At 64.0% G+C, this 16,220-nt stretch carries 17 protein-coding genes; 11 read left to right on the top strand and 6 right to left on the bottom strand.

Annotation, left to right across the window (positions count from 1 at the left end):
* Positions 1–32 precede the first annotated feature (32 nt).
* Positions 33–686 carry an oxygen-insensitive NAD(P)H-dependent nitroreductase NfsB gene (locus NY023_RS17170; RefSeq protein ID WP_013973164.1) on the bottom strand — a complete coding sequence of 218 codons (654 nt, stop codon included), beginning with the start codon at positions 684–686 and terminating at the stop codon, positions 33–35.
* A 104-nt stretch (positions 687–790) separates the two neighbouring features.
* Here NY023_RS17170 and NY023_RS17175 point away from each other — a divergent pair, with 104 nt between their 5' ends.
* Genes NY023_RS17175 through NY023_RS17185 form a run of 3 tightly spaced genes read left to right on the top strand, consistent with a single transcriptional unit; the run spans position 791 to position 3,227 of the window.
* Positions 791–1,714: a LysR family transcriptional regulator gene (locus NY023_RS17175; RefSeq protein WP_013973165.1), complete on the top strand. Its 924-nt coding sequence runs from the start codon at positions 791–793 to the stop codon at positions 1,712–1,714.
* A 47-nt stretch (positions 1,715–1,761) separates the two neighbouring features.
* Positions 1,762–2,592 carry an AraC family transcriptional regulator gene (locus NY023_RS17180; protein ID WP_013973166.1) on the top strand — a complete coding sequence of 277 codons (831 nt, stop codon included), beginning with the start codon at positions 1,762–1,764 and terminating at the stop codon, positions 2,590–2,592.
* Positions 2,593–2,642: 50 nt separating this feature from the next.
* A complete protein-coding gene (locus tag NY023_RS17185) occupies positions 2,643–3,227 on the top strand; it encodes a LysE family translocator (RefSeq protein ID WP_013973167.1) in 585 nt (194 codons plus the stop codon).
* A 120-nt stretch (positions 3,228–3,347) separates the two neighbouring features.
* Here NY023_RS17185 and NY023_RS17190 read toward each other — a convergent pair whose 3' ends face one another.
* Complete coding sequence (locus NY023_RS17190; protein ID WP_044047087.1) at positions 3,348–4,565, bottom strand: sugar transporter; 1,218 nt, start codon at positions 4,563–4,565, stop codon at positions 3,348–3,350.
* A gap of 204 nt (positions 4,566–4,769) precedes the next feature.
* On the opposite strand from NY023_RS17190, the gene NY023_RS17195 reads away from it, so the two are divergent.
* Entirely contained in the window at positions 4,770–6,089 is a 1,320-nt protein-coding gene (locus NY023_RS17195; RefSeq protein WP_013973169.1) for a hypothetical protein, read from the top strand.
* A 136-nt stretch (positions 6,090–6,225) separates the two neighbouring features.
* Here NY023_RS17195 and calA read toward each other — a convergent pair whose 3' ends face one another.
* Positions 6,226–7,278 carry a vanillin reductase gene (gene calA / locus NY023_RS17200; protein WP_013973170.1) on the bottom strand — a complete coding sequence of 351 codons (1,053 nt, stop codon included), beginning with the start codon at positions 7,276–7,278 and terminating at the stop codon, positions 6,226–6,228.
* A gap of 180 nt (positions 7,279–7,458) precedes the next feature.
* Between calA and NY023_RS17205 the strand changes: the two genes are divergently transcribed.
* Positions 7,459–8,364 carry an AraC family transcriptional regulator gene (locus NY023_RS17205; RefSeq protein ID WP_013973171.1) on the top strand — a complete coding sequence of 302 codons (906 nt, stop codon included), beginning with the start codon at positions 7,459–7,461 and terminating at the stop codon, positions 8,362–8,364.
* Between the two features lie 105 nt (positions 8,365–8,469).
* On the opposite strand, the gene thpR is transcribed toward NY023_RS17205, so the two are convergent.
* Positions 8,470–9,015, bottom strand: a complete 546-nt coding sequence (gene thpR, locus NY023_RS17210) for an RNA 2',3'-cyclic phosphodiesterase (protein ID WP_013973172.1) — start codon at positions 9,013–9,015, stop codon at positions 8,470–8,472.
* Positions 9,016–9,140: 125 nt separating this feature from the next.
* On the opposite strand from thpR, the gene NY023_RS17215 reads away from it, so the two are divergent.
* The 6 genes from NY023_RS17215 to NY023_RS17240 all read left to right on the top strand — a co-directional run bounded on the left by NY023_RS17215 (position 9,141) and on the right by NY023_RS17240 (position 14,208).
* Positions 9,141–9,944 carry a hypothetical protein gene (locus NY023_RS17215; RefSeq protein WP_044047088.1) on the top strand — a complete coding sequence of 268 codons (804 nt, stop codon included), beginning with the start codon at positions 9,141–9,143 and terminating at the stop codon, positions 9,942–9,944.
* Positions 9,945–10,091: 147 nt separating this feature from the next.
* Positions 10,092–10,991, top strand: a complete 900-nt coding sequence (gene lpxO / locus NY023_RS17220; protein ID WP_013973173.1) for a lipid A hydroxylase LpxO — start codon at positions 10,092–10,094, stop codon at positions 10,989–10,991.
* A 119-nt stretch (positions 10,992–11,110) separates the two neighbouring features.
* The gene (locus NY023_RS17225; RefSeq protein WP_013973174.1) at positions 11,111–11,455 is read left to right on the top strand and encodes a carboxymuconolactone decarboxylase family protein; all 345 of its coding nucleotides are present in this window, start codon (positions 11,111–11,113) and stop codon (positions 11,453–11,455) included.
* A gap of 78 nt (positions 11,456–11,533) precedes the next feature.
* A complete protein-coding gene (locus tag NY023_RS17230; protein ID WP_013973175.1) occupies positions 11,534–12,103 on the top strand; it encodes a GNAT family N-acetyltransferase in 570 nt (189 codons plus the stop codon).
* A gap of 78 nt (positions 12,104–12,181) precedes the next feature.
* Positions 12,182–13,393 carry a serine/threonine transporter SstT gene (gene sstT, locus NY023_RS17235; RefSeq protein WP_013973176.1) on the top strand — a complete coding sequence of 404 codons (1,212 nt, stop codon included), beginning with the start codon at positions 12,182–12,184 and terminating at the stop codon, positions 13,391–13,393.
* Between the two features lie 167 nt (positions 13,394–13,560).
* Entirely contained in the window at positions 13,561–14,208 is a 648-nt protein-coding gene (locus tag NY023_RS17240; protein ID WP_013973177.1) for a YceH family protein, read from the top strand.
* A 4-nt stretch (positions 14,209–14,212) separates the two neighbouring features.
* Here the strand turns inward: NY023_RS17240 and NY023_RS17245 are convergent, their stop codons facing one another.
* Positions 14,213–14,401: a hypothetical protein gene (locus NY023_RS17245; protein ID WP_013973178.1), complete on the bottom strand. Its 189-nt coding sequence runs from the start codon at positions 14,399–14,401 to the stop codon at positions 14,213–14,215.
* Between the two features lie 169 nt (positions 14,402–14,570).
* Complete coding sequence (gene ahpF / locus NY023_RS17250; RefSeq protein ID WP_013973179.1) at positions 14,571–16,133, bottom strand: alkyl hydroperoxide reductase subunit F; 1,563 nt, start codon at positions 16,131–16,133, stop codon at positions 14,571–14,573.
* Between the last annotated feature and the right edge of the window lie 87 nt (positions 16,134–16,220).

The raw sequence follows: 16,220 nt of genomic DNA on the forward strand, positions 1-16,220 counted from the left end.
AAAGACGGGGCCGCAGAGCGGCCCCGGCAACCTCACAGGAAGGTGAACACCTGCGAAGCCGGCAACCGCGACTTGTTCAGCCCGGCATTGAAATCCGCCTCGCTGCGATAGCCCAAGCTGAGAATGACCACACTGCTGTATCCACGCTCACGCAAGCCCAGCTCGGCATCGAGAATCTTGCTGTCGAAGCCTTCGATCGGGGTGGCATCCAGCCCATGTGCCGCAGCCCCCAGCAAGGCAGTACCCAACGCCAGGTAGGTCTGCTTTTCCATCCAGTGCTGCAGGTCTTTCTGGTCGAAACGGTGCAGGTCGACGTAATGCCGACGGCTCTGGTTCTGCCCGGCACGCGCCTGCTCATCGCGGAAGCGGCCATCGGCGGCTTCCTGATGGAGCACGGCATCCAGGTGCGCTTCGGTCATCTCGGTTCGGGTGCAGAACACGATCACATGCGAGGCATCGAGGATCTTCGGCGAATTGTAGGCATAGCGCTCTGCGGTGCTTTTGGCCAGGCGAGCCTTGCCTTCGGCGCTGTCGGCAACGATGAAATGCCACGGCTGCGAGTTGACCGAGGAAGGGCTATGGCGCAGTTGCTCGAGCAGGGCATCGACAGTCGCCTGGGGAATGCGGCGCGAGGCATCGTAGGCTTTGGTGGTGTAGCGGCGCTTGGCCAGAGAGACGGTATCCATGCAACAACTCCGGGAATGAACAGAGGATTTGCCGGGCATCTTATCTTTCCTGCAGAAAAGAAAAACCGGCACAATGCAGCAACACTTTCATCTCTGGAGTGAAAATGCTGCGCATCGCCGACCTCGAACTGTTCGTCCGCAGCAGCGTGCTGGGCAGCTTCACCGCCGCCGCCCATGAGGCCGAACTGCTGCCGGGGCAGGTGGCCGCCGCGATCAAGCGCCTGGAGCGCGACCTGGATGTGCGCCTGTTCGCCCGCACTACCCGCAGCCTCCGCCTGACCGCCGAAGGCGAGTTGTACCTGCCGACTGCCCTGAATGTGCTGGAGAGCCTGCGCCAGGGGCGTGAAGACCTGCATGGCAACGCCAACACCCTGCGCGGTACCCTGCAGGTTTCGGCACCGTCAGACCTGGGCCGCAACATGTTGCTGCCGTGGCTGAGCGCCTTCCGCCGCGAGCACCCGGCCCTGCACCTTCGCTTCTTCCTGTCTGACCAGATTGCCGACCTCAACCGCGACCCGGTAGATGTGGCGATCCGCTACGGCCTCAACCAGGACGCCAACTACATTGCCCTGCCGCTGGCAGACTGGAACCGCCGGGTGCTGGTGGCGGCGCCCGACTACCTGGCCCGTCACGGCCGCCCCCTCACGCCCGACGCCCTGCAGCAGCATGCCTGCCTGCTGTACATGCAGCACAACCGGGTCTACGACAAGTGGCGGGTGGGCAACCGCACCGTGCAGGTGAGTGGGCCGCTGGTCAGCGACGATGCCGACGTGATCCGCCGCCTGGCCTTGCAGGGCGAAGGCATCGTCTACAAGTCGTGGCTGGATGTAAGCGCCAACATCGCGGCCGGCGAACTGGAAATCATCCTGCCCGAGCACTTTGGTGAACCCGCCCCGGTCACCCTGGTGTGCCCGCACCGCAAGCAGCTCACGCCCGCAGTGGCACAACTGCATCTGTGGCTGCGCGAACGCTTCGAGGCCTTGCGTAACCGGGCGCTGGCCAACGGCTGCACAATCGTTCCAGACTGAGCCTGGCCGTTGCGCTAAGGTAGCGATTTCTGCCACGACACGCCCCCATGAGCAACTGGATCGACCTCAAGCAGGACGCCGACACCGGCATCGAGTCGGTCCGCGCGCATTTCGTCGGGCATGCCTACGACCCGCACTGGCACGACAGCTTCCTGGTTGGCGTTACCGAGCAGGGCGTGCAGCAATTCGATTGCCGGCGAGTGCGCCATCGCAGCACGCCGGGGAACGTATTCCTGCTGGAGCCCAGTGAAATCCATAACGGCCATGCGCCCACCGAGGACGGCTTCACCTATTCGACCCTGTACCTGGAACCCACCTGGGTGGACAGCCAACTGCGGGCACTTTTCGAACACGCGCCGGGCGACAGCCTGCCCAGCTTCGCCGATACCTTGTGCCACGATGAGCGCCTGGCGCGTGCCACTGCCCTCGCCTTCCAGGCCGTGCATACCCAGGACTTGCGCATTGTCCGGCAGACGGCCATGGACGACCTGCTGGCCTGCCTGACCCGCCACCTGCACTGGCGCCGGCGCCTGAACCCGGACCCGCGCCTGCCGCTGACCGCGCAGCGCGCGCGGGATTACCTGCACGCCAACCTGGAGCGCGACATCGGCCTGGAAGACCTGGCCCAGGCCTGTGGCATCGACCGCTTCCGCCTCACCCGCGCATTCAAGGCCGCATTCGGCCTGGCGCCGCATGCCTATCTGATCCAGCTGCGCCTGGCCCGGGCGCGGCGCCTGCTCGCCCAGGGCCAGACTCCCACCGAAGTGGCCATGGCCCTGGGCTTTGCCGACCAGAGCCACCTAGGGCGCTGGTTCCGCCGTGCCTACCAGCTGACCCCGGCCGACTACCGCAGGCGCTGCTCAAACCTTCCAGACTGAAAGGCAGCGGGCAGCGAGCATGGTGCTTCGTTTATCCGGAGCCCTTGATCATGTCGCAGTCGTTGTTGCCCTTCATCCTGTTTGCGTTGGTATCCAGCATCAGCCCCGGGCCGACCAACCTGTTGATTCTTGCCCATGGGGCCCGCTTTGGCCTGTGCGCGAGCCTGGCGCCGGTCGTTGCGGCCTGCGGTGCCGCAGCGGCGATCGTGCTGATGGTGGGCCTGGGGCTGGGTGAACTGCTGCTGCGCCACCCGCTGGCCCAGCAGTTGATGAGCTGGGCCGGGGTTTTGTGGTTGAGCTGGCTGGCGTGGCAGATGCTGCGCAGTGCCGCCGCCCCGCTGCAGGCGGCCACGGCGCAAGGCTTCAGCGCACTCAGCGCAGCCTCGTTGCAGGTGGTGAACCCCAAGGTGTGGTTGATGGCCGTGGCGGTGGTCGGGGTGTTTGCCTCGCCGTCGTTGCCGGTATGGCAGCTGGCGCTGGTGTTCTGGCTGATTGCCCTGCCATGCATGGCGGCGTGGGCGCTGCTGGGGGTGGGCAGCGCGCGATGGTTGCAGGCACCGCGGCGGTTGCGGGTGTTCAACCAGGTATTGGCGGGGGTGCTCTTGATTTCTGCATGGGCTGCCGTACTGGCTTGAGCCCGCTATTGCCAGTACCGGCCTCTTCGCGGGCACGCCCGCTCCCACAGGTACTGCATCGCGCCTGAAGTTGATGCAGTACCTGTGGGAGCAGGCGTGCCCGCGAAAAAAACAGCACGGTCATTCAGGAATGCCTTGCCCCCCGCCCAGCGCCTCGCGGAACTGCCGGGTGCTGGCCACAGCCAGCAGCAACCCGGCCACCGCCACGCTACCGCCCACCAGGCCGATATCCGCCACATCCAGCTGGCTGCTGACGATACTGCCCAGCAACGCGCCACCGCCAATACCGATGTTGTAGATACCCGAGAACAGCGCCATGGCCACATCGGTGGCATCGGACGCCAGTTTCAGGGTCTTGGACTGCAGCGACAGGCTGAAGCTGAGGATCGCCACACCCCAGAACATGCTCAACGAGGCGAAAACATAGAAGTTGCCCGACAGCGGCAACAGCAGCAACAGGCACGCCGCCAGCAGGCCGATCGAACCTACCAGGAAGCCATGCGGGAAGCGGTCGCTGTAACGGCTGAACAGCACCGAGCCGAACACCCCGGCGCCGCCGAACAGCAGCAGCAATAGCGTGGTGCGCTCTCCGCCTATCTGCGCCACGTGCAGGGCAAACGGCTCGATATAGCTGTAGGCGGTGAACTGCGCGGTAATCACCAGCGTCACCAGCACATAGGTGATCACCAGCGCCGGGCGCTTGAACAGGATCGGCAGGCTGCGCAGCGAGCCCGAGTTCTGGCTGGGCAGCAGCGGCAACGACTTCATCAGGCACAGCATGGTCGCCAGCGCCACCCCGGCAATGCTCAGGAAGGTGATGCGCCAGCCCAGCGCTTCACCCACTACGCGGCCCAGCGGGATACCCAGGACCATGGCCAGGGTGGTGCCAGTGGCCAAAAGGCCCAGCGCCTTGGCCTGCTGCCCGGGCGGCGCCACGCGCACCGCCAGGGAAGCCGTGATGGCCCAGAACACCGCATGCGCCAGGGCAATACCGATACGGCTGACCAGCAACATGGCAAAGCTCTGTGACATCCACGACAGCAAGTGGCTGACGATGAACACCAGGAACACGAACAGCAACAGCCGCCGCCGCTCGATGTTGCGCGTCAGCAGCATCATCGGCAGCGAGGCCAGTGCCACTACCCAGGCGTAGATGGTCAGCATCAGGCCGACTTGCGCGGTGCTCAGGTCGAAGCTGCGGCCAATGTCGCTGAGCAGCGCCACCGGGACGAACTCGGTGGTGTTGAAGATGAAGGCCGCCAGGGCCAGGGCAATGACGCTCAGCCAGCTGCCGCTACCCGCCGTGGGTGGCATGTTGGTGGGTATGGGTCCATTCATGGGTACAAACCGCTTCTCCGCAGGCAAGGCAACAGGACGCACGTCGGCCACCCACTTGCCGGGGTGTCGACGCACGCTTTGTTATTGAAAGGAATGCCCGGCATGGTACGCGTCAAGCCGGGGGCTCACAACCGCGAGGCGGGCAGAAGGAGTAACATGCGCGCTTTGTGCGAACGCGTATGCAACAAGGAGCCCGATCCGCTCATGGACCAGCAGCACTCCCAGCAGCAACAGTGGCAGCAGGCGGTCACCGCCTATGCCCAGGCCGTCAACGACTATGTCGCGCAGGGCCGCGCGCAAGGCTGGGATGACCTCGAAGAGCCCCTGCCGCAAGCCACCGAGCATTTGCTCGATGCCTGGCTGCAAGCCCTGCAAGCAGCCAACCGGCCTGGCGTCGAAGCCTTCGAGCAGCAAGCCTTCCGCGAAGCCTGGCCGCCCGCCCACCACCCTTTGCTGCCGCTGATCAAGGAGCACGGGCAAGGCATCGGCAACGTCCTGCTGCTGGAGGATGGCAGCCTGCTGGCACGTATCGGCATGCCGCATGACAAAGGCCAGGTGGTGCGCATCGACCCTCTCGGGGTGACCCCGGTGATCGGCGTCGATCACTTCGGCCGCTGCCCGGCCCGCCGCTATTTCGCCCTGGCCAATGCCGAGGGCATACGCGTGACAGATGGCTGGGGCGGCCCGCAGGTGCTGCGCCTGGCCTGGCCCACGGGGTTGGAGGGGTTGCCGCCGGGTTACCCGTTCGAGCCTTTCGACCTGCCGCCCACGCCGACCACGCTGATCCCCTTCCCGGATGGCCAGCGGGTGCTGCTGGTGAGCGCTGAGGGTATCTTCCTGCTGACCCGCCACGGCGCGACCCGCCTGCTGCCGCACCAGGGGCGGGTGCTCGACGAACTGGACGAAGGCACCGACCCGGACGACATCAGCCTTGGGCTGAGCATGGAGCACGGTGCGGTATCGGCGGATGGTCGGTTGATCGTGGTTGGCGAGCAAGGCAGCCGCCACCTGGTGCTGGATGACCAGCTCCGGCCCGTGGCGGCCATCGGCCCGGCCAGCGAGTATCCGCACTTTGCGCTGTTCAATCGTGCGGGTGACCAGTTGATAGTCAATGCCTGCCATTTCTATAGCGGTGCCACGCTGGCCGTCAGGGTGGCCGACTTGCCGGGGCTGGATACCGACTACTACAGCCAGGACCCGCGTACCCCGCTGGTACAGGATGGCGCACGGGTGTATGCCGGCGTGGCGCGCGAGGGCGAATATATCGTGGGGGATGCCTATGGTTACCTGCGGGCATTTGGCGAAGATGGCACCGAGCATTGGCAGCATTACCTGGGGTCGACCATCAGTGCCCTGGATATCAGTGCCGACGGGCGTACGCTGGTAGCGGCGAGCCATGCCGGGTTCGTTTCGGTGATTGCCCTGGACAACGGGCGCCCGGCCTGGCAGATCGGTACCGGGGCGCATGGCGAGGTACGGCGGTGGTTGTTCTGGAAAGGCTGGGACAGGGCATTGGCCTGGTAACAGTTGCAGCATCTTCATTGCCTGTACCGGCCTCTTCGCGGGCTCGCCCGCTCCCACAGGTAAATCACAGCTTACGAAGTCTGTGCAGTACCTGTGGGAGCGGGCGAGCCCGCGAAGAGGCCGGGTCAGGCAACCATCAGCCCTGCAAAGTAGCCATATCGATCACGAACCGGTACTTCACATCCCCGGCAATCATCCGCTCATACGCCTGGTTGATGTTGCGGATATCCAGCAACTCGATATCACAACGAATCGCGTGCTCGGCACAGAAGTCCAGCACTTCCTGGGTCTCGGCAATACCACCGATCAACGACCCCGCCAGCACCCGGCGCTTCATCACCAGATTGGCCGCATGCACCGCCGGGTCGATCGGCTCGATCAGCCCGACCAGGATGTGCACGCCATCGAATTTCAGGGTTTCCAGGTACGGGTTGAGGTCGTGCTGCACCGGGATGGTGTCGAGCAGGAAGTCGAAACGGCCCGCCGCGGCGTGCATCTGCTCGGCATCGGTGGACACGATCACATGGTCGGCACCCTGGCGACGGGCTTCGTCGGCCTTGGCCTGGGAACGGGTGAACAGGGTCACTTCGGCGCCCAGCGCCTTGGCCAGCTTGATGGCCATGTGGCCCAGGCCGCCCATGCCGAGGATGCCGATCTTGTGACCAGGGCCGACGCCGTGGTGCTTGAGTGGCGAATAGGTTGTGATGCCGGCGCAGAGGATTGGCGCGGCGCTGGGCAGGTCCATGCCGGCCGGGATGCGCACCACGAAGTGCTCGCTGACCACGATGCTGCTGGAGTAACCGCCCATGGTGTTGCTACCGTCGACTCGGTCCGGGGTGGCATAGGTCATGGTCGGGCCTTCCAGGCAATATTGCTCCAGGTCCTTGGCACAAGCTTCGCAGTGTCGGCACGAGTCGACCATGCAGCCAACGCCGACCAGGTCGCCGACCTTGTGCGTGGTCACTTTGTCGCCCACGGCGGTGACGCGGCCGATGATCTCGTGGCCAGGCATCAGCGGGTACACGGCAATGCCCCATTCGTTGCGCGCCTGGTGGATGTCGGAGTGGCATACGCCGCAGTAAAGGATGTCGATGGCGACGTCGTCAGAGCGCGGGCAGCGACGCTCGAAGGTCATGGGAGCCAGAGGGCTGGTGGGGGTCTGGGCGGCGTAACCGATGGCGGTATACATGCAGGGCCTCGCAATGAAGTGAAACGATTCAGGCTGCGCATTCTGCGCGCCATGCGTCGCTTCGCCCACGACTGATTCTCCGGTATCGATGCCTGATTCTCCGAAGATGCCATGCAGCATCTGGCGCCGAGCGTTCAATCTGCGATGATCAAACTGTCTGATTCTCTGCCCAGGTCCATCATGCAACTGACCCGCCACGTCGACGCCAATGCGCCGCTTTGCACACTGATCCGCAGCCTTGCCACGCGCCCGGGCTTCGTGCCCACGCATCTGCCCCAGGTGCAGGTGCTGAGCTGGGACCACTATGTGGCCAGCAGCCCGCAGATCTACGAACCCAGCCTGATGATCCTGGCCCAGGGCAGCAAGCTGGCGCGCCTGGGGCCGCGTACCCTGGAATATGGCGCCGGGCATTACCTGGTGCAGGCACTGTCGGTGCCGTTCATGTGCGAAACCTTTGCCACCCCCGAAGCACCGTTGCTGGGCGTGGCGGTGGACATCGACCGCGGCGTGCTGGGTGAACTGGTGCAAAGCATGGCCCTGGCGCCGGATGCCGCGGTGCAGGCGCAACCCCCGCATTCAATGACCTCGGCTGCACTCGATGCGCCGATGCGCGAATGCGTGGAACGGCTGCTGCGCTGCCTGCAGGACCCGGTGGACGCCAAGGTGCTGGGCCCGGCGCGGGTACGCGAGGTGCTGTACACCGCCTTGCGCGGCCCACAGGCGGGCGTGTTGCGGGCGCTGGTGGAGCAACAAGGGCACTTCGCCCGCATCGGCGCCGCCCTTGCCCACCTGCGCGAACACTACACCGAGCCGCTGAGCGTTGAAGCGCTGGCCGCACGCGCCAACATGAGCGTTTCGACCTTCCACGAGCACTTCAAGCGCTGCACCGACATGGCGCCGATGCAGTACCTCAAGCGCCTGCGGCTGCTGAAGGCGCAGCAGATGCTGATCGGCGAAGGCCTGGGGGTGGCGCAGACCGCGCACCGGGTGGGGTACCAGAGCACCTCGCAGTTCAGCCGCGAGTACAAGCGCCAGTTCGACCGCAGCCCGGGGGATGAATTGCCGTACCAGAGCCTGCCAGTGTAATCGCCTGCCCTGGCCCCATCTCCGGCAAGCTGGCTCCCACCGGGATAGCAAAGCCCTTGAGGTCAATGCGGTCGAGATAGCTGCAACTGTATTGCATGGCCTGAATCAGCTTGAAAGCGGCCATTGCGCCAATGGCCAGTAGGCGCCCTTGCGCGACTCGTACAGTGTGAAATGGCGGGCGGCGAGGTAGAAATCCGGCGCGCTGCTGGCCTCTGGCGGCTGGCCGCGGTAATCCCTGGCCAGCGTCAGGTGCGGGCGATACTCACGGTCGGCCGCGTCCACCCCCAACGGCAGCAGCGCCTGCTGCAAGCTGTACACCAGTTGCAACAGGGCCGGTGGGGTCTTCTGCGCCTCCAGCACCAAGGCGCTGGCCCGCTGCCACACCTGCAGGCGGTCCAGCAACAGCCGTGGTGCCGTGGCTGGAAGCTCCAGCTGGTCGACCGCCGCGCAAATAGCAGGCATATGGGCGGTATCCACATCGCCGAGAAACAGCAGTGTCACATGGAAGTTGGCGGCCGGCACCGGTCTTCCGCTGCGCAGGCTCAGGCCACGTCGCCACTGGGCCAGGGCGCGGCGCTGGGCATCGCTCACCGGCAAGGCGAAGAACAGGCGCTTGAATGGTTTTTCGATACGTCCGCTGACCGGTGTCATCGTGCCGCTCCTGAAGATGCGCAAAGCACGTACTGATGCGCTGGGAAACTCGCAGGGCTGCCAGTTTCGCGGGCAGGGACCCAAACCATACGCTGAGGTCTCCATTCAATCATATAGATACGGTTATGAAACAGCGTCAGCACACCCGTAATACCCAACCTCCCATGCAAGCAGTACTGAAGTGGGGCCAGCGTGAGTACGCGTTCAAGGCTTCTGAAGTAGAAACAGATGTCAGTGAGGGCAACCGCACATTTTTTGCCGCTCATTACAAGGAGGGATCGGATGACGTTCATAGCTTCATCCACATGGATATCCCTGAAAGCTGCTTGGTCACAGGCGAATCCCACAAGATCGGCCCAGGTCAGAAAGCCGAGATCAACGCCTATTTCGGCTCGAGTTCGATTGGCCGCTCAGGTTGGGCGACCGAAGGGGAAATACGAATTGTCCAGATGGATCAGGCTTCCAAGGCATTGGAGGCAGAGTTCAAGTTCACCATTGTAGACACCATGGGCCAGGTTGACATCGTGGATGGCAAGCTGTCCTTGTCGCTGGCCGACCATGCGACGCAACGCATCTCCAGCACCGGCCAGGTCAAGGCCAACATCGACCCTGCCATTTTCCCCTCGCTGGGCAACCTCGACGCTCAAACCATCAAATCCAGGGAGCTGGAAGACGGGCGCATCCAACTCACCGCAAAACAGCAAGTGGACAACGCTACCCAAGGCATCATGATGCTGTTCAGTGAACACCACGCACGCCTGTTCTTCTTGATTGGCAGTTTGTACTATCCCCTGACCGGGGGCCGTCTGCAGCATGAGTGGAACGTGGAGAACAGGACCCTGACCGCCGAATTCACTGATTATGTGGTCAGCTACCAAGGCAAGGACCATCGCATCACGGATGGCCGCATCGAGGCTACTCTGGCCTGATGCATCGCCTGCAGACCTTGGCACAGCGGTGACGCTTGTACCAAGGTCTGCCACTGTTGCGTCACATTCTTCTATAAAGCATCGACTCGATTGTTTATGCTGGCGGGCTTAGCCATCACGCATGGCCATTACTTGACGTATCCGCCCATGAAAATCGCCTTAGTCCTCATCTTCGTCCTCTCGATCGCCTATGTTCACCTGCGCGGTCGCGTTCGCCACAAGCTGACCCGTCAGCTGGGCGACCACTCCAGTTTCCTGGCCCCGGTCAACAGCTTCCTGTACCTGTTTTCCCGGCACCCGGCCAAGCCTTACCTGCCGGTGGAGGCCTTCCCCGAACTGCAGACGCTGCAGGACCATTGGCAGGAAATCCGCGAGGAAGCCCAACAGCTGCTGCATGTGGGCGAAATCAAGAAGTCCGACAATTACGATGATGTCGGTTTCAACTCATTCTTCAAGACCGGCTGGAAGCGCTTCTACCTGAAGTGGTACGGCGAAAGCCACCCGTCGGCGATGACCCTGTGCCCACGCACCACCGAGTTGCTCAAAGGCATCGGCACGGTCAAGGCCGCCATGTTCGCCACCCTGCCACCGGGCGCCAAGCTGGTGCGCCACCGCGACCCGTATGCCGGCTCGTACCGCTACCACCTGGGCCTGGACACGCCTAACGACGATGGTTGCTACATCGATGTGGACGGTGAGAAGTATTCCTGGCGCGATGGCGAGGGCGTGGTCTTCGACGAGACCTACATCCACTACGCGGCCAATACCACTGAGCACAACCGCATCATCCTGTTCTGCGACGTGGAACGCCCGCTCAAGTACCGCTGGGCGACCGCGTTCAACCGCTGGTTCAGCCGCAACGTCATGGCCGCTGCCGCCGCCCCCAACGATGCCGGCGACAAGACCGGTGGCATCAACCGTCTGTTCACCCGCATCTACAAGATCCGCGAACGTGGCAAGGCGATGAAGAAGCGCAACCGCACGCGCTACTACCTGGAGAAGTGGGCGTTCGTCGCGGCGTTGGTGCTGGTGTTCATCTATATCTGATCGATGTGGGAGCGCGCAGTCCAAAGGCCTGCGCGCAACCAACCAAAGTACAAGCCTCACACTTTCCACTCTTCGACTAGCCTGAAAGCTCCACTCGCAACCTCCCCAAGGTGAAGACGATGAGCATGATGGACTGGGACGCCTACCGTAAGCAGTTGATGGCCGGCATCGGCGATCTCAAGCAGCTTTCCCCTGACACCGTGGCCGGCTACATGACCGCCAGCGGCGCAGGGGCCAAGACCAACCACCTGGACGCCAAGACCCGCGAGCTGATCTCCCTCGCCGTGGCCGTGACCACACGCTGCGATGGCTGCATCGCGGTGCATTCGCAGCAGGCCGTCAAGCACGGTGCCAGCCGCGAGGAAATCGCCGAGGCCCTCGGCGTGGCCGTGGCGATGAACGCTGGTGCCGCGCTGGTGTACTCGGCACGTGCCATGGATGCGGTGGGCAAGGCCAACGGCTGAACGCAAATGGCGTCGCCGCCCTTGCGCGACGGCGCCGCGCCACCCAGACTGGGCGGCCCAGCCCTTGCAGGAACCCGCATGATCCACATCCGCCCCATGACACCGGAAGACTTCGAACACTTCTGGCCCACCTTCCAGGCCGTCGTACAGGCCCGTGAAACCTACGCATTCGACCCGGCCCTCAGCTTCGAACAGGCCCGCCAGCTGTGGCTGGAACTGCCCATGCGCACATTCGTGGCCGAGGATGACGGCGCGATGCTGGGGTCGTATTACCTCAAGGCCAATGCCGCCGGGCCCGGTGGGCACGTGGGCAATTGCGGCTACATGGTCTGTGAAACGGCACGCGGCCGCGGCGTCGCGCGGTTGATGTGCGAGCACTCCCAGAAACAGGCACGCCAGGAGGGCTTTCTGGCCCTGCAGCTCAACTCGGTGGTGGCCACCAACGAGGTAGCGGTGGCGCTGTGGCACAAGCTGGGCTTCGAAACCGTTGGCCGCTTGCCCAAGGCCTATCGCCATGCCCGCCTGGGGCTGGTGGACTGCCTGGTGATGTACAAGTGGCTGGCGGACGAGCCGGTAGTGGAGAAGCCGCCACTGCTGATCGGGCGCAAGAACATCGAGGCGCGGGTGTCGCGGCGGCGCGGGCGCTGACTTCTTCAGGCCGCCCTGCTCGACGAAGGTCTATGGTAAAGTCGCGCCCTTTTTGAACATGCTGGGATATCGTTGCACATGACCCCCGTCCTCCGCTTCCTCAACCGCACCAGCCTGGTGACGCAGATCGTCATCGGCCTGATCGCCGGCATCGCCCTGGCCCTGCTTGCGCCCGCCATCGCCCGCGACATGGCCTTCCTCGGGAAAGTCTTCGTCAGCGCCCTCAAGGCGGTGGCGCCCGTGCTGGTGTTCATCCTGGTCATGGCCTCGATCGCCAACCACCGCCACGGCCAGGAAACCCATATCCGCCCGATCCTCTGGCTGTACCTGCTGGGCACCTTCAGCGCAGCGGTAGTCGCCGTGGTCGCCAGCATGCTGTTCCCGTCCAACCTGGTGCTGACTACCAGCGACGCTGCGCTGAGTGCGCCGGGGGGCATTACCGAGGTGCTGCAGAACCTGCTTCTGAGTGCGGTCGACAACCCGATCAACGCCCTGCTCAACGCCAACTTCATCGGCGTACTGACCTGGGCCATCGGCCTGGGCGTAGCCCTGCGCCATGCCGGCGAAACCACCCGCACCGTGGTAGAGGACCTGTCCAATGGCGTGACCCTGATCGTACGCGTGGTCATCCGCTTCGCCCCGGTGGGCATCTTTGGCCTGGTCAGCGCCACGCTGGCCCAATCGGGCCTGGACGCCCTGCTCGGCTACCTGCACCTGCTGGCGGTGCTGATCGGCTGCATGCTGTTCGTGGCGCTGGTGATGAACCCGCTGATCGTATATTGGAAAATCCGCCGCAACCCCTACCCGCTGACCCTGCTCTGCCTACGCGAAAGCGGTATCACTGCGTTCTTCACTCGCAGCTCGGCAGCCAACATCCCGGTCAACCTGGCCCTCTCGGAGCGCCTTGGCCTGCATGAGGACACCTATTCGGTGTCGATCCCGCTGGGTGCAACCATCAACATGGCCGGAGCCGCCATCACCATTACCGTCCTGACCCTGGCGGCTGTACATACCCTGGGTATTCCGGTGGACCTGCCGACCGCCGTGCTGCTCAGCGTGGTGGCGGCGGTCTGTGCCTGCGGCGCCTCGGGCGTGGCCGGTGGCTCGCTGCTGCTGATTCCACTGGCGTGCAGCCTGTTCGGCATCCCGAGCGAAATTGCCATGCAGGTGGTGGCGGTGGGCTTCATCATCGGCGTGCTGCAGGATTCGGCCGAGACGGCGCTGAATTCTTCGACCGATGTGCTGTTTACCGCGGCGGCGTGCCAGGCTGAAGAGCGGCGCAACGCTTGAGTTTGCCGGGCCCCTGTGGGAGCGGGTTCACCCGCGAATCAGGCGACGCGGTGCATGGCACCGGCTGCGCCGGTGTTCGCGGGTGAACCCGCTCCCACAGGTGCCAATTGCCTAACACGATGGCATTACCTACCCTAGTGGCCTTTCCCCAGCAATGAGACAGGGCCATGTCAGAACACGAAACCGCCGGTGAAGGCCGCTTCAGCAGCATCGAGATCCGTATTCTCGGCTCGCTGATCGAGAAGCAGGCCACCAGCCCGGAAAGCTACCCGCTGACCCTCAACGCCCTGGTCCTGGCCTGCAACCAGAAGACCAGTCGCGAGCCGGTCATGAACCTCACCCAAGGCCAGGTCGGCCAAGCCCTGCGCGCCCTCGAAGGGCAGGACATGATCCGCCTGCAGATGGGCAGCCGCGCCGACCGTTGGGAACAACGGGTGGACAAGGCGCTTGAGCTGGTGCCGGCGCAACTGGTGCTGATGGGCCTGATGTTCCTGCGCGGGCCGCAAACCCTCAACGAACTGCTGACCCGCAGCAACCGCCTGCACGACTTCGACGACACCGAGCAGATCCAGCACCAGCTGGAGCGCCTGATCTCGCGCGGCCTGGCCTTGCACCTGCCGCGTCAGGCCGGCCAGCGCGAAGACCGTTACACCCATGCTTTGGGCGACCCGGCCGAAATCGAGGCAATCCTGGCTGCCCGGCAACAAGAAGGTGGGGCACGCAGCAGCGGCGGCAATGTGTCGGAAGAACGCATCGAAGCCCTCGAAGCACGCATCGCGGCGCTGGAAGCACGCCTGGCCGAACTGGAAGGCTGAGCCGTCACGGCTCCGGGTCGGGGAAGTTGCGGCAGCTCTTGCGCTCGGCCAGCTCCCGGTCACTGGGGCGCTGGTCGACGAACACGGTGCGGCCGTCGGCGTAGATTTCCAGGTAGCCCCAGTGCAGGTCCTGCTCTTGCTGCCCGGGCTTTGGGGGGACTAGCCACCAGGGTTCGCGGCTGATCAGGGTCATGGGTGTGATTCCTGAGGGTGTCTGCAGTAATCATAGACATCCTCGGTTATTGCTTTGCTTGTACCGGCCCTTTCGCGGCTAAAGCCGCTCCTACAGGGATCTGCACAGTTTGCAAAATCTGCGCAGTACCTGTGGGAGCGGCTTTAGCCGCGAAGAGGCCGGTACAGGCTTACGCCGGTGCCGAAGTGCGGATCAGGTGGTCAAAGGCCGCCAGCGATGCCTTGGCCCCCTCACCCACCGCAATCACGATCTGCTTGTACGGCACAGTCGTCACGTCACCCGCCGCAAACACACCCGGGATGCTGGTCTGGCCCTTGGCATCGACGATGATCTCGCCACGCGGCGACAGCTCGACGGTGCCTTTCAGCCAGTCGGTGTTCGGCAGTAGGCCGATCTGCACGAAGATGCCTTCCAGCGACACTTCATGCTGTTGGTCGGTGGTGCGGTCCTTGTAACGCAGGCCGGTCACCTTTTCGCCATTGCCCAGCACCTCGGTGGTCAGCGCACTGGTGATCACCTTCACGTTCGGCAGGCTGTGCAACTTGCGCTGCAGTACCGCATCGGCACGCAGCTGGCTGTCGAACTCGATCAGCGTTACCTGGGCGACGATACCCGCCAGGTCGATGGCCGCTTCCACACCCGAGTTGCCTCCACCGATCACCGCCACGCGCTTGCCCTTGAACAGCGGGCCGTCACAGTGCGGGCAGTAGGCCACGCCACGGGCGCGGTATTCCTGTTCGCCCGGCACGTTCATCTCACGCCAGCGGGCACCGGTAGCCAGGATAACGGTCTTGGCCTTGAGCGAGGCACCGCCGGCCAGGCGTACTTCGTGCAGGCCGCCATCGGTGGCCGGGATCAGCGCTTCACCGCGCTGCAGGTTCATGATGTCCACGTCGTACTGCTTGACGTGCTCTTCCAGCGCCGTGGCCAGCTTCGGCCCTTCGGTTTCCTGTACCGAGATGAAGTTCTCGATGGCCAGGGTGTCGAGCACCTGGCCGCCGAAACGCTCGGCCGCAATACCGGTGCGGATGCCTTTACGCGCGGCATAGATAGCTGCCGAGGCGCCGGCGGGGCCACCACCGACCACCAGCACGTCGAAGGCGTCCTTGGCGTTGATCTTTTCGGCCTGGCGGCTGCCAGCGTTGGTGTCGATCTTGCCGAGGATTTCTTCCAGGCCCATGCGGCCCTGGCCAAACACTTCGCCGTTCAGGTAAATGCTCGGCACCGCCATGATCTTGCGCGATTCCACTTCCGCCTGGAACAGCGCGCCATCGATGGCCACGTGGCGCACGTTGGGGTTGAGGACCGCCATCAGGTTCAGCGCCTGGACCACGTCCGGGCAGTTCTGGCACGACAGCGAGAAGTAGGTCTCGAAGGTGAACTCGCCTTCCAGCGCCTGGATCTGTTCGATCACTTCAGCACTGGCCTTGGACGGGTGGCCCCCGACCTGCAGGAGTGCCAGCACCAGCGAGGTAAATTCGTGGCCCATGGGGATGCCGGCGAAGCGCAGGTTTATGTCGGCTCCCGGGCGGTTCAGCGAGAACGATGGACGACGGGCATCGTTGCCGTCCGCGCTGAAGGTAATAAGGTTCGACAGGCTGGCAATTTCCACCAGCAGGTCGTGCAATTCGCGGGATTTCGCGCCGTCGTCGAGGGAGGCAACGATCTCGATCGGCTGGGTGACCCGCTCCAGGTAGGTTTTCAGTTGCGATTTAAGCGTGGCGTCCAACATACGGGCGATTCCTTTTTCAAAACTCGGATACAAAAACGCCCAGGCGAACTCGCCCGGGCGCTTTACGGGGCGGTAGGTACTTCAGCT

The sequence above is a fragment of the Pseudomonas sp. NBB genome, assembly GCF_032701105.1.
Classification (GTDB): domain Bacteria; phylum Pseudomonadota; class Gammaproteobacteria; order Pseudomonadales; family Pseudomonadaceae; genus Aquipseudomonas; species Aquipseudomonas asiatica.